Annotated in this window: 7 protein-coding genes; 3 read left to right on the top strand and 4 right to left on the bottom strand. The window is 47.3% G+C overall.

The genetic code is table 11. The features are described 5' to 3' along the window. Positions 1-32: 32 nt before the first annotated feature. The gene (locus QT973_RS20865) at positions 33-962 is read left to right on the top strand and encodes a phosphoribulokinase (protein WP_333056648.1); all 930 of its coding nucleotides are present in this window, start codon (positions 33-35) and stop codon (positions 960-962) included. A gap of 61 nt (positions 963-1,023) precedes the next feature. Here QT973_RS20865 and QT973_RS20860 read toward each other — a convergent pair whose 3' ends face one another. Further along, positions 1,024-1,212, bottom strand: a complete 189-nt coding sequence (locus QT973_RS20860; RefSeq protein WP_333056649.1) for a hypothetical protein — start codon at positions 1,210-1,212, stop codon at positions 1,024-1,026. Positions 1,213-1,323: 111 nt separating this feature from the next. On the opposite strand from QT973_RS20860, the gene QT973_RS20855 reads away from it, so the two are divergent. Beyond that, complete coding sequence (locus QT973_RS20855; RefSeq protein ID WP_333208199.1) at positions 1,324-2,304, top strand: ABC transporter ATP-binding protein; 981 nt, start codon at positions 1,324-1,326, stop codon at positions 2,302-2,304. A 736-nt stretch (positions 2,305-3,040) separates the two neighbouring features. Here the strand turns inward: QT973_RS20855 and QT973_RS20850 are convergent. From QT973_RS20850 to iscB, 3 genes are all read right to left on the bottom strand, one after another. Next, entirely contained in the window at positions 3,041-3,256 is a 216-nt protein-coding gene (locus QT973_RS20850) for a hypothetical protein (RefSeq protein WP_333056651.1), read from the bottom strand. A 7-nt stretch (positions 3,257-3,263) separates the two neighbouring features. Next, positions 3,264-8,381, bottom strand: coding sequence for a PAS domain S-box protein (locus tag QT973_RS20845; protein ID WP_333392097.1), 5,118 nt, complete (start codon positions 8,379-8,381; stop codon positions 3,264-3,266). Positions 8,382-8,449: 68 nt separating this feature from the next. Further along, positions 8,450-9,721 carry an RNA-guided endonuclease IscB gene (gene iscB / locus QT973_RS20840; protein ID WP_333392095.1) on the bottom strand — a complete coding sequence of 424 codons (1,272 nt, stop codon included), beginning with the start codon at positions 9,719-9,721 and terminating at the stop codon, positions 8,450-8,452. A gap of 433 nt (positions 9,722-10,154) precedes the next feature. On the opposite strand from iscB, the gene QT973_RS20835 reads away from it, so the two are divergent. After that, positions 10,155-13,967: a glycoside hydrolase family 2 TIM barrel-domain containing protein gene (locus QT973_RS20835; protein ID WP_333392093.1), complete on the top strand. Its 3,813-nt coding sequence runs from the start codon at positions 10,155-10,157 to the stop codon at positions 13,965-13,967. The last annotated feature ends 165 nt before the right edge of the window (positions 13,968-14,132 follow it).

Genomic DNA, 14,132 nt, shown 5'->3' with positions numbered 1-14,132 from the left:
AAAATTTGCTATTGTGCGTCCGGGTAAAAACAATGAGCGATCGACCAATTATTCTCGGTATTGTCGGAGACAGCGCAGCGGGCAAAACCACCCTGACGCGGGGAATTGCCCAAGTATTGGGACCAGAAAATGTCACTGTGATTTGCACTGACGACTATCATCGCTACGACAGAAAGCAGCGGACCGAAATCGGAATCACAGCATTGCATCCCGACTGCAATTATCTCGATATCATGCAGCAGCACCTTAGCCTGCTGCGTACCGGACAAGCAATTCTCAAACCCATCTACAACCACACGACAGGTACATTTGACCCGCCGGAATATATCAAGCCCAGCAAATTTGTCATAGTTGAAGGTTTGCTGGGTTACGCAACCCGAACAATCCGCGATTCTTACGACGTAAAAGTGTATCTTGCTCCTCCCGAAGAGTTGCGAACTCAGTGGAAAGTTAAGCGCGATGTCATGAAGCGCGGTTATACTGAAGAACAGGTGCTTGCAGAAATAAAAAAACGGGAACCAGACTCTGAAGACTTTATTCGTCCTCAGCGCAAATCGGCCGACGTTGTAGTTAGTTTTTACCCGCCCGAAGCGGAAAATGAATCAAATTTGAGCGTCCGTTTAGTGCTCAGACCGACAATTCCTCACCCTGATTTTACTGAAATTTTAGGTCGAGGCAGCGAGAGTTTTAAACCTGCAATTCGCTTGGGACTCGATCGGGATATGGGCAAACCTGTTGACGTTTTGGAAGTAGACTCCCACGCTACCAGCGAGCAAGTAAACGAACTGGAAATGATGTTGTGCGGCGAGTTGCCCCACCTGCGGGGATTTTGTTCCGCCCAAGGCAACCCGGAAATTGGCAAACTGATCGGCACAACTGGCGAAGTTTTGCAAAGTTACCCGCTAGCTTTGACGCAGTTGCTGGTTGCATATCACATGATGAAAGCAATTCATGTGTATTAGTTAGTTGGCAGTTAGCAGTTGTTGGTTGTTAGTTGTTATTGCAATGATTAATAACCAATAACTAATGTACTCGCAAAGTCTGGTTAACAGTGCCTAATTGCTGAAGTGGCATGGAGACTGGCAACTGACTTTGAGGTGCGGGCACCATTTCGCCTCGGAAGTCAAGGAGGGTAACAAGGAGCAGGTAGGCAACTGCTAAAACTATAGAAATCACTCCAGTGATAATAGCAACAAGTTTTGAACGTTCCATAATTGAGAAAATTTTAACTACAGCTAATATTAGTTTAACATTAAAAATAGCAATTATTACTTAACTTATGCAATAGAATATAATCAGGTGCTAGTTATTTCTCTGACAAAAATGGAACCTCTTGTAGATGCGCCAACTTCCATCGAGATGCCCAGAGCTACCCCAGTGGTGGAAACATTTAATCTGGGGAAGTTCTACCGTACTGGCTTCTGGATGAATGAAAAAATTGAATCGCTCAAAAATTGCACTCTGACTATCTCTGAGGGGGAAACTTTTGGGTTGTTAGGGCAAAATGGAGCGGGGAAAACTACGCTGCTGAAAACTTTGCTGGGTATAGTGCGGCCCACTTCTGGCCGGGCGCTGCTGTTGGGGAGGCCTTTGGGCGATCGCACTGTGAAGCAGCGAGTCGGCTATTTGCCAGAAAATCCCTATTTTTACGATTATCTCACGGGTTGGGAATTCTTGCAATTTGCGGCGGGGTTATTTCAAATTCCCTCCTCGATTCAGCGACAGCGAATTCCCAATTTGCTAGACTTAGTTGGGCTATCTCAATCGGCGGCAATTAAAAAACAGTTGCGCCAGTATTCTAAGGGAATGCTGCAACGGATCGGCATGGCTCAAGCTTTGATTAACAATCCAGATGTGGTATTTTTAGATGAGCCGATGTCTGGTTTAGATCCGATGGGACGCTATCAGATGCGGGAGATAATTTTATCGCTGAAAAATCAAGGAAAAACAATTTTTTTTAATTCGCATATATTGTCGGATGTGGAGAAGATTTGCGATCGAGTGGCAATTTTGGCTAAGGGTGAATTAATCTGCATGGGTGCGATCGATGAACTTTTGGGTAATACTGAAACTTACCGGGTTGAAGGTAGGGGAGGCCACTTGAATATCCTGCAAAAATGGATACCGGATATGGAAGTTGATAATGATTTGTGGTACGGTCATTTGCAGGGCGATCCGAAGGAGTTTATTTCTAGTCTGAGCGGTACGGGAGGGCAGTTAATTGGGATGAATTTGGCTAAGCCTAGTTTGGAAGAGTTTTTTATGCAGCAACTGCAAGAAAGAGGGATTTATTCTAGTGGTTGAAGTATAGCCTTTTGAGTTCTCATAGGAGGTACTCATGGGCATAGGGCATACCTCACTTTTTTTGAGAAAGGCTATATCTTAAAAGACGTAGATTGGGATTGATGGTGGCGCGGGGGCGGGTTTACGAGATTGTGGGTTTTGGGCAATTACAGCATATTCCATGTATATGCGGTACACACAATCTTGTCGTAAGCATCGGTGCGTCGCCACCAGTCAATCTGCAAGTTTCATTAAACATGAGCAGATCCGCACCCTACATAACTACAAGATTTAATATCATACAAATCCGAATCAAAATGTACAGGTTATATTATGTCCGGTAGCATCTATGATGTCGCACCATTCCTGTGGAACCTGTAGGGGCCCGTGAGCCAATAGCTTGAAAAGTTGCAGACAGGTTAAATAAACCCACCCCAACCTACCCAAAAACCCTTTATTGACGGCCGGTGCAACATCTCAGATAGCCAGCGGGGACGGGTTTATGAGATTGTAGATTATGGGCAATTATTATTGGTGAACCCGCCCCTACAAGATTTAACATCATACAAATCGGAATCAAACGGAAATGATATTATTTGTGTGTTCGTCGCACCCGATCGCCCTAATGCAAATTTGTTAACTTGGCTAAAACTGATATCTTGCACCATTCTCAATTAGCCGTAGGGGCGGGTTCGCCAACAGCCTTAAAGCTTGCAAATAGGTTCTATAAACCCGCCCAACCCCACGAAAAATCCTCTTATTGATATTGTTGCAAGATGTCAGCTAAAACGGTGGCGAAGAGAGCGGGTTCGATCGGCTTTGTTAAGTGTTCGTTGTAACCAGCGGCGATCGCCCGATCGCGGTCTTGTTCGCTAGCATAAGCTGTCAGCGCCACGGCCGGCAAGCGCTTGATTTTGTCGGATGCGGACGATCGCACTGTGCGGATCGGCGAGTAGCCGTCCTCAACCAGCATAGCGATATCACGGACTAAAATATCCGGCGGCGACTCCTCTCAACTGCCCCTTCTTACTCCGAGGCTGTTTGAGTGGCAGTGTCACCGTAAATGTCGCACCCTTGTCTTTACCGGGACTTTCCGCAGTCACAGTGCCCCCGTGGAGTTGCACCAAGTGCTCGACGATCGCCAATCCCAGTCCCAAACCGCTGTCAGCCCTAGTTTTCGAGGCGTCTGCTTGTCGGAAGCGATCGAACACGTAGGGCAGAAACTCAGCAGGAATGCCCTTTCCGGTATCGCTGACAGTAATTTGCACGTAATTGGGTGATGAAGAATCGCTAACAGCCACCGCAGACAAGCGCACTTGCACATTTCCCCCCGAAGGCGTAAACTTGACGGCGTTAGTCAGCAAATTCCACACTACCTGCTGCAACCTCTGGGCGTCGCCCCACATCAAGCTGACTGCGGGGTCAAGTTCTAACGAAACGGTGACAGACTTGGCATCGGCTGCCAAACGAACTGAATTATTAGCCGCCTCGATCGTCCTTACCATGTAGAACCAGCCGGGTTTCAGAACCAGTTTGCCTTGAATAATCCGGGAAACATCGAGCAAATCTTCCACTAGCTGGATCTGCACCTTCGACTGACGCTCAATGGCTTCCAAACCCGAAGCTAATTTATCTTGGTTGTTGGGGTGGGCGCGCAGGATCTGTGCCCACCCCTGAATCACATTTAAAGGCGTTCGCAATTCGTGGGAAAGAGAGTCTAGAAACTCGTCTTTCCGGCGGCTGATAGCTTCTGCTTCCGCCCGCGCGGCTTGTTCGCGCTCGAGCAACTGAGCGCGCCCGGCCTCGACTTGCTTGCGATCGCTGATGTCGGCGACGATCGACATACAGTTGATATTGCCGTTGCTGTCGCGGACTGGAGTTGCCCACAAACTGATGTCGATCGAGCTGCCGTCTTTCCTTTGGCGGTAGGTTTCCATGCCCGCGATCGCCTTTCCAGCGCGAATTCTTTTCAAATTAGCCGTGAATTCCTCCCGCTTGTCTGCGGGAACGCAGGGCACAAATTGACCTACCGCTTCTGATTCATTCCAGCCAAAAATCCTCTCGGCGGCTGGGTTCCACATTTTCACAGTGCCGTCGTCGCAGTCCAAAACGGTAATTGCTAGGGGACAAGCCTGAATCAAGGCTTCTAAAGTTTGATGGATGTGCGATCGCGCTGCTTCTGCTTCTTTGCGATCGCTGATATCGACGTTCACCCCGATCATCCGCCAAGGCAAACCGCGATCGTCCTGAAACACCTTAGCCCTGCAAGCAATCCAGCCCACGCTTTTGTCCGGGCGGCAAATGCGGAACTCTATGTTTAATTCCTCCCCGGAAGCTGTCGCAGCTTGCACCTGCTGTTGAGTCAAAGTGCGATCGTCTGGATGCACCATTTCCACCCAAGTTTGATAGCTGTCGATACCGCCTGCAGGCAGCCCGTACAAAGCCTCTAACTCCGGCGTACAGGCGACCTCGTTGGTTTGGATGTTCAATTCAAAACTTCCGATTTTGCCTGCTTGCTGAGCGATTTGCAGCCGTTGTTGATTCTTTTTGAGTTCTGCTTCCACCCGCGAGATTTCGGTCAAGTCGATGTAGAATGCGACGATCGTCTCTGGTTCGCGGTTGTCCGCGCACAGAGTGGTTCCGCCCATCAGAATCGGCACGCGACTGCCATCTTTGCGGATATACTCTTTCTTGAAAGGAGTTGCGACTCCCTGAACCCGCAGTTCCCCGGCCGCTAAGGCGTCGAGATGCAGGTATTCGGGGGGGGTCATTCTGTCCCACCGTATTTTACCGGAGAGCAAGTCTGAGCGGGTGTAGCCGATCATGTTGAGCAGGGATTGGTTGGCGTAGGCGATGCGGCCGCTAAAATCGCCGATCGCAACTCCGAAAATATTTGACTCGAACAGCCGCCGGAATATGGCTTCGCTTTGCTGCATTACCCGTTTTGCTTGGTTGCGATCGGTAATTTCGGCAATCACGGTGCTGACTCCCAGGAGTGTTCCTGATTGATCGCTCACGGGGTAAAAGCTGATTTGCCAATCCCGCAAAACTCCTGGCTGTTGCTTGGTTTCTGCCTTAATTTCCAAGTCGAGCACGGGGGTTTGTGTCGCCAGCACTTGGCGGTAAATTCGCTCTACAATATCTGCCATTTCGGGAATTACTTCTCTAACGGTGCGCCCGATGTGTTCTGGGATCGATCGGCCGTTGATCGCAGCGAGGCATTCGTTCAGGCGGATGTAGCGCAAATTTGTATCGACAAAGCACAGCCCGACTGGTGTGGTTTTGTAAACTAAGTCTAGTTCTGCTAGTTGGCGGCGAATGCGTATTTCGTTTTCTCGAAGTTGATTTTGGGCTTGTTTGCGATCGGTGATATCTAGTACGAAGAATGCTCCTTTGTCTGTGCATCCTTGGAAGTTTCCGCCGCCGACTAAAACTGGGAACCGCGTGCCGTCTTTGCGGATGTATTCTTTTTCAAAAGGCGCGCAACTTCCTGATGCTTCGACTTGCGCGAGGGCAATGCGATCGAGTTCTAGATATTCTGGCGCCGTTAGTTCTAACCAGCGGATCTGTCCCGAAACTAAGTCTTCCCTCGTATATCCGATCATTTCCAGCAAGGCGTCGTTAGCGTCAGTAACTTCCCCGTTGCCATCCCAGAAACCGATGCCTATCATGTTAGATTCTACCACACTGCGGAAGCGCATTTCGCTTTCCCGCAAAGCTAATTCTGTTTGTTTTGCTGCGGTAATATCTGTGATAATTAGGCCAACTCCGATTATTTCTCCCATTTCATTTTTCACTGGGTAGTAGTTGGCTACCCAGTAGCCGAAATATCCTGGTTTTCCATCAGGTTCGCCGCTAAATTCTATGTTTAAAACAGGCTGACCGGTGTCTAAAACTTGCTGAATAATCGGGGCAAATTTGGCGGCGGATTCTGGCAACAATTGCCGGAAATCTTGGCCGATATGCTGTTCGGCGGGCAAACCGTGGAGTTCTGCTAAGACTTTATTGATACGGATGAAGCGCATTTCGCGATCCAGAAAGCAAATGGCTAGGGGAGATGCTTCTAACAGCGCGTCAATTAAGGCAAAGGATTGCGATGTTTGAGATAGTGCTTGTTGCGCTTCTGCGTAAAGTCTGGCGTTGTCTAGGGCGATCGCCACGCGGTATGCTAAATCTTCTAGCATTGCCATGTCTTCTGCACTGTAGCGGCGGCCAAACTTTGAGGTAAAGCAAGTGATGGAACCCATTACCCGCCCGCGAGCTCTCAGCGGTACGCAAGCGTGAGATCCGATATTGAGCGATCGCAATATTTCCAATTCTGCTGCATTTTCGGCTCCTGCTGCTAAAATCTCCTCATCCACTTCGGCAATTAGTTCGGATTTGCCGCAGCGGATTACCAGCGGATAGCCGTTAACAGCATTTTCGGCGATCGAACTGCGGATGCTGAAGTTATTAATAGTCTCAACTGTGGAGGGTTCTGCGTGAGCCACAGCGACTAGACGCACTTTTGACCCCGTTTCGGTCAAATGAATGCAGCACCCATCCGCGATCGAATTTATTGCTAATTCGGCTACCTTTTGCAGCACCGTTTCCCCGTCAAACGCATCAGCCAGCATTTTGCTGACTTCTGCTAAAAATGCCGACCGCTGCTGTTCTATTTCCGCTTTTTCCCTTGCTGTTTGCTCAATTGTTAACTGCAATCTTTGAGTTTCTGCAAGTTTTATTTCTGTGATATCGCGGGCGACAATTAAGGCTGATTCTGGTACGCCATTTTTGTCAAATTCTGGAACTACGCGGGATTGATAACTTCGGATGCCATTGATTGATAAAGCCTGAAATTCTACAATTTCTTCTTGACCTGTTTCTAACACTTTGTGCAGGGTTTCATCCCACATCTGGCACTGTTCCGGCGGTATTCCTATTTCTTGACTGGTTTTACCAAGGAAGAATGAAATTGGTTTTCCTTGGCTTCTTTCAACGGCTTGATTGACATAAATATAACGCAGCTCTTTGTCAGTGCGGATAATCACATCTGGCGTATTTTCTAGCAGCGTTCTCAGTTGCTGTTCGCTGCTTGCCAAAGCTGCTTGCGCTTGTTGTCTTTCCGTGACATCTCTCACCGTGCCCACGTATCCGATGAGTTCGCCGGAGTCGCAGAACATCGGCGAGGAACAAACGTTAATCCAGCGCACAATCCCCTCTGGTGTTTGCAGGCGATACTCGATCGCATATTCCCCACCTTGCCGAGTATAATCCAGCCATCGGCTCAATACGCGATCGCTGTCTTCCGGGTGAATGCACTTCTCCCAACCGTCTCCTAAAAGTTCTGTCAAACTCAAGCCGCAAATAGCCTGACAGCGTGGGTTTGCATAGGTGTAGCGCCCCTGGGAATCGGCCATAAAAATGCCGACAGGCGAACAGGAACTTAAACAGCGAAATCGTTCTTCTTGAGCTTGCAGCGCTTCTTTAGCTACTGTCAGTTCTGCTGTGCGTTCTTTGACGCGAGTTTCTAGGTTAGTGTAGGATAATGCTAGGGCTATTTCTGCTTCTTTGCGATCGGTAATATCAATACCAGTTCCTATCACATATTCTACCAAACCATCGCCATCTATGGTCACAGTATTCGACCAAGAAATTAAGCGCTTGTCCCCATTTTTAGTGCGCCAATAATTTTGATACTCGCTGTTAAAGTTTTCGACATTGAGCTTGGTAAAAACAGTTTTAACTGGCTCTACTTCTTCGGAGATTAAGAACACATCCCAAACACATTTATTGAGCACTTCTGCTGTCGAGTAGCCTGTAATTTTTTCGCAAGCTTGGTTAAAGCGCACAATCCGTCCTTGGTTGTCTAGGACTACAATTAAGCAAGCCGTCGTGTCAATTACTTTGGAAATAATATTACGTTCAATTTCTATTTCTGGTTCTGCGAACTTTAAGCCAGCATACCAAGCGATAACCGCAGCGGCAAAAAGTAAGATTGCAGGAACTTCCTCGAAGAAAAAAAGTAACAGAGTTGTCAGCAGTAAAGCCGTGCCGGCACTAAATGTAGCAATACTGTAAGATTTAATGGGTAAGGGCAAGACCTGAAACCGACTCATTTTGGTTGACCTGTAGCGATGGCGCGATCGGATCAAATCTAATCGCTTATTCAGTGGACAAAAGTGGATTATGCGGCATAACTGTATCCATCGACTCTATGAACCCCAAGGCAATATTTAGCCCTAACGGGGCTAACCTTGCCCACCTGTGTAACCATTTCAAACACCCCCGTTGCGCGAACACTTAAGCGCCCAACATGAGTTCCGGCAAATTTCCCAGTAGGCAAAATAGCACGAATTATATCGCCAGTTTGAAAGCCAAAAAAAGCTTTCTGTCTAGTACGATGTCTGATGGGAAACCCATATTTGTTAGTCGTGCACATTCGGCGAGTTCCCCATCCTTTTGCAGTTATCAACAAGGGCTTGGTAATTTTTATCGACAACTTTTCCACCACGCCAACACAAGCAGCGTCTAAGTAGTGACGCTTTTGAACACCTAATTTGACGCGATTGAATTTGGTTCGACCACCAGTCCCAAGATCGACTGGCAATCCAGTTTCTTTAAGCCTTTGATACAATGCCCATCGGGTAGAGTTAACAGCAGCAGCATCTTTTAATGGTAATTTTGAAGCGGCTAAAATCCGCCTGAGAACATCAGGTTTCTTACTTAGGAATTTCTCAATTGGGTCATTTCCTTTTTTCTGGTTGCAATCATGGCAAGCCAAGGTAAGGTTGCTAACCCGATTTGTCCCCCCTTTGCTCGACGCCAAAATATGCTCAATTTCTAACCGAGTATTTTCTACTCCACAGTAAGCGCATTTCCTTCCCCATTTTGCTAACAAATATTCCTTGACTTCAAACCCTGCTAACTCGCCTCTTTGATACTCTGTACCACTGATTTCCGGGTTCATCAAAGCTTGCGTATCAAACCGTACTAACTCCTGAGAAATACCCGTAATAAGCGCCCACTTTATGAGCCTATTCACCCAAGTTAGAGTAGTTTTCACTCGATGATATAGCGTCGGAGCTAACCAGCCTTTTTTACGGGTTCTATTGAGAAATCGTGGTTGACGATAACGAGTTTTACGATGCCGCCGATTACGACGAATGGCTCTGCGGGATTCCAATGAATCTTTGATCGCTTGCCCACGATGGGTTAATTCAGCACCCCAGATAACCGCATCATTGAGTAATGCTAGGCCAGTAGTTTTAGATCCCGGGTCTATTTTTAACTGGATAGGCTGAGTTATTTCTGCTGATACAGTTTTTAAGATGATCGTAAAAGGAAAGTGACGAAAAACGGCAGCTTTTCTTTGGGTAAGAAGTAAACGAGCTAACCCTGGATGAACAGGATTAAGGGGGCGTTTGTTGGTGTCAATAACAAAGACAAAGTTGGACATCTTATTTAAAACTCTGATTGCTCAGGTAATTTTTTCCTCGTCAAAGTTACTCCGGCTTGTTTGGCTCAACTCACTTCCTTAGCTAAATACAGATGTTTAAAGTTGAACGACAGAGCAAAAAGCTGGAAAGCACTTTTTGGTGTCTTGACCGGAGTAACGTAGCTATTTGCTGAGACTGGCTATCTCTCACCAAATGCACGGCTTGTCCAGTGTTGTTTAGTGTTTAGCCGATAGCACTATTGCTTATGTCGATGAAACAACCTTGTTAAAACTTAGTTAAAACTAAGTATTTATTTTTTCTATACAAAACCACATTTGTCGGCTCTGTGCCATCTTCCCAGAGACAGATTGGCTGCGGGATTGCTGCTGAAGCAACTGCTATCATAGATCCAGAGACAAATTAGATTATCTAATTTCTGGGAGCAATAAGCGAGTGAATCACAAGCTGGCCAAAATTATCGGATTATTTTTCGCAGCCGCCACCCTCTTTGGATTCGTCGGTTACGCGCTTCAAAATCCCAACTTCGCCAGCAGCTCACCGATGTCGATCGGCTTCCCCAATCTTACCATCGCGGCCGCCGGGGCGATCGACAACAAACGATCCCAAATCTATCTCAACGGAAATTGGCAATTTGTCCCCGCAGTTGGCAACCCCCAAAACCCCCCCGTCTCGCCAAATTGGGGATCCATCCAAGTACCCGGAGACTGGCAAAAAGAAAACAACCAATCCGTACCTGGAATCATCACTCGCGGCAGCGGCAAAGATTGGGAAAACTTCAACAGTAAACAACTATCAAAAGCTTGGTATCAGAGAAAAATAGACATTCCCGGCGACTGGACAAACCGCCGAATTTTTCTCGACTTAGCCAGAGTCAGCACCGATGCAGTCATCTTTGCCAACGGCATTAACTGCGGTCAAATCCCCTGGCCCTACGGCACTATTGAAATTACCAAAGCAGCAAAACCAGGTCAAAACACCCTATCTATTTTAGTCGTGGCAGTATCCGATGAAAAGGAAAAAGCCGTCATCATGGGCCCCACAGAAATCTACACAGAAAAATCCAAATTGGAATCGCGGGGAATCATCGGCGAGGTAAGGCTTCTGAGCCTTCCCCCAGGCCCGTTAATTAGGGACGTATTCGTCCAAACTTCCACCCGAAAAAAGCAAGTTAAATTAGATATTGAACTCAAAGACGTTGCCCAAAGCGGTCAAGTAGAAATAATAGCGCAAATGCTGGACGAAAAAGGCAAAATAGAACAAAAATTTACTGGCACGGCCAAGGTTCAAGCTAAACCTATTCAAACCGTCCAAGTTCAGTGGAATTGGCCAAATCCCCGTCTTTGGGATGTCGGGCAACCAAACCTTTACACCCTACAATTAGAAGTAAAAGGCCGCGGCATTGACACGCAATACGACCAACCTTTTGGCTTCCGCGAATTTTGGATAGAAGGGCGCAAATTTTTCTTAAACGGAACTGAATTTCGGCTGCGACCAAACTTGCACTCCGATACTTGGCAAGGCGGCACAGTAGAAGTTGCTGATAGCCTAATTGATGGCTACGTAAAAGCAGGTTTTAACATAACAGAAATGTGGCCTTGGAATCACGACGAACGGGGTAGATGGCACTTCCGAGAGTTATTTTCCGAAAGAGCAGACCTCAAAGGTTTTCCCATTATGGCTCCCGCTTTAGACATTAGTCCTATCGCTTGGAACGGCAAGTGGAAGAACCCCCTGTGGAAAAACCGCTGGAAAGACCGAATGGTGATTGAAATGCGCCGCTACCGCAATCATCCATCAGTATTAATGTGGGCGACAAGTCCTAATTTTTTCGGCAACGCTGACGATTTAAATCCCCGTCGCATCGGCAAAAGCAAAGTAGAAGGAACTCTCAGTCCCTCGGAAAACCAGCGTTTGCGGGTCAACACTCCCCTAGGAAATGACGCTTTAGCGACGATTAAATCTGCCGACCGAACCAGACCTGTGATGGTACACCAAGGCGCACACTTCGGCGATGTTTATGCGCTGAATTCTTATTTAAATCTGATTCCCTTGCAAGAACGAGAAGAGTGGATTTCTGAGTGGAGCAAAACCGGGGAAAGGCCCTACATGGCAGTCGAGTTTGGGACTCCTCTGCACGCAACGATGATGCGGGCCCGCAAAGGTTTTGGTCAGGCAATTGTCAGCGAACCTTGGATGACTGAGTTTGCGGCAATTTATTTTGGCAAGCAGGCTTACGAGTTGGAAACTGCCGCTTATAAATCTAAAATTCGCGAGCAGTTTATCAATGGTCAGGAGTATCAAAACTGGCATATTAAAAAAGAGTTGGATTTTGCACCCGCTTTTCAAAAGTTGCAGCAGTTATTCAGTACAAATACTTGGCGGAGTTGGCGGACTTGGGGAATTTCTGGGGGGATGATTCCTTGGAATGACGGACATGGTTGGGAAGTTTCCGATGCGGGCAGAAAAAAGGTGGATATTGGGGCATTTCAACCTGGTCGCCGGGGAGTTTATTTGAAGCAAGTCTCGAATAATCTTTTGAATTATTTGCAGCCAGAAGCTTACACTGTTCATCCTGGGGGCGAGGCAATTATGAATAATAATAGCTCGACTTTGGCTTGGATTGCTGGTGCTAGCCCGGTTTTTACTGCGAAAGATCACAATTTGTTTGTGGGCGGAAAACTGGCTAAGCAAGTAGTGTTAATTAACGATACGCGGACGGCGCAAGAATTTGCGTTTAATTGGCGGGTTTTGGTGGGGGGGGAAGAAGTTAAAAAAGGCGAGCAAAAAGGGACGATTGAGCAGGCAGGAACGCTGTTTTTCCCAATTGACGTAAAATTGCCAAATACCATTTCTAGCAAGGCTGACGGCGAAATTCGCTTGACTGCGCGAGTGGGCGATCGATCGCATTCTGATACATTTGCTTTCCGCGTTTTTCCCAAACAATCCAACATCAAAGATGCGGTGACAATTTTCGATCCAGCGGGCAAAACATCGGCCATGTTAAAACAATTAGGTTATCAGCTTGTACCGTGGAATGGTTCGCAAGTTTCATCGTTATTAATTATCGGTAGGGAAGCATTTTCTAGCGGGCAAAATTTGCCGGGAAGTTTAGAAAATTTTGTCCAAAACGGCGGCAAAGTAATTGTGTTTCCCCAGCGCAGGGACTGGCTGGAAAATACAGGTTTCCGGGTTGCTGCCCACGTCAGCCGCCGCGCTTATCCAGTTGACAGCAACCATCCCGCAATTAGCGGTTTAGACAGTGAAGATTTGCGGGATTGGGTGGGGGAAAGCACGTTGCTTGAAGCTTATCCAGATACGATCCAAACTGGCCCTAATTTGAGTCCGGCAAATAAACCTTGGTACGGCTGGCGTTGGGGAAATCGTGGCGGTGTCAGTAGCGCTTCAATTGAGAAACCGCACCGCAGCGGTTGGCGCCCCATTTTGGAATCAGAGTTTGATTTAGCTTATTCGCCGCTGATGGAATTGGATTACGGAAAAGGGCGGCTGATTTTAAACGAGTTGGATTTGGAAGATCATTATTCTGTAGATGCTGGGGCGGCGCAGCTAGTGCAACAAATTGTGAGTTACGGGATGAATTCTCCGGTACTTGGAAAGCCGGATCAAGTGGTTTTAATTGGGGGAGATGAAGATGCCCAAAAGTTGGATAGTTTGGGGGTAATTTATCAGCGCGCTAGTTCGCTTTCTAATGATGTGGGTTTGGTGATTGTGGGGAGAGAAGTGAATCTGAAAGATGCAGCTTTGCGCGGTTATTTGAATGCTGGTGGGAAGGCGTTTTTCTTGCCGCGTCAAGTGCCTGCTGCGGGTTTGGGCGTGGGTTTGCAGCAAGCGCAGGATTTTGGGGGTTCGCTGGCGGTTCCGAGTTGGGATGAGGTGAAGGGGGTTAGTGCTTCAGATTTGCGATCGCGCTCTTTTTATGATACTTGGTTGATTAAGTCTGGGGGAGAAGTCGGTGCTGACGGTTTGTTAAGTCGGGTAAAAGTTGGCAAGGGTGTGGCGATTTTTTCTCAGATTGAACCCGACAGTTTGAATGCTGATACTAAGACTTATTTGCGTTTTACTCGCTGGCGGCAAACGAGGGCAAATGCTCAGATTTTGGCTAATTTAGGGGCTAGTTTTAAGGCGGATGAATCTGTGTTTAACGGTTCGAGTCTGGAGTTTTATCACTGGGATTACAGAACGGATTTTGAGAAGGGGGATGATCCTTATCGGTATTATCGATGGTAGGATTTTTTAACCGCAGAGGGCACAGAGGACGCAGAGGAAGAGAAGAGAGAGATGAATAATTTAGTCCGGGACGCATTTCGATCGAAGAAACCGGGTTTTTTACTAAATCTGTGGTTTGCAACGAAGTATTTTCGTAAAAAAACCCGGTTTCTGGAGTCCGGTTCA

This window comes from Microcoleus sp. Z1_A1 (assembly GCF_036700305.1).
GTDB lineage: Bacteria > Cyanobacteriota > Cyanobacteriia > Cyanobacteriales > Microcoleaceae > Microcoleus.
This window is presented reverse-complemented; position numbering and strand designations above follow the sequence as displayed.

What these genes read in the sequence shown, in the direction of transcription:
- QT973_RS20865 (WP_333056648.1), top strand. Translation starts at nt 33, where the DNA reads ATGAGCGATCGACCAATTATTCTCGGTATTGTCGGAGACAGCGCAGCG.
- QT973_RS20860 (WP_333056649.1), bottom strand. Translation starts at nt 1,212, where the DNA reads ATGGAACGTTCAAAACTTGTTGCTATTATCACTGGAGTGATTTCTATA.
- QT973_RS20855 (WP_333208199.1), top strand. Translation starts at nt 1,324, where the DNA reads ATGGAACCTCTTGTAGATGCGCCAACTTCCATCGAGATGCCCAGAGCT.
- QT973_RS20850 (WP_333056651.1), bottom strand. Translation starts at nt 3,256, where the DNA reads ATGCTGGTTGAGGACGGCTACTCGCCGATCCGCACAGTGCGATCGTCC.
- QT973_RS20845 (WP_333392097.1), bottom strand. Translation starts at nt 8,381, where the DNA reads ATGAGTCGGTTTCAGGTCTTGCCCTTACCCATTAAATCTTACAGTATT.
- iscB (WP_333392095.1), bottom strand. Translation starts at nt 9,721, where the DNA reads ATGTCCAACTTTGTCTTTGTTATTGACACCAACAAACGCCCCCTTAAT.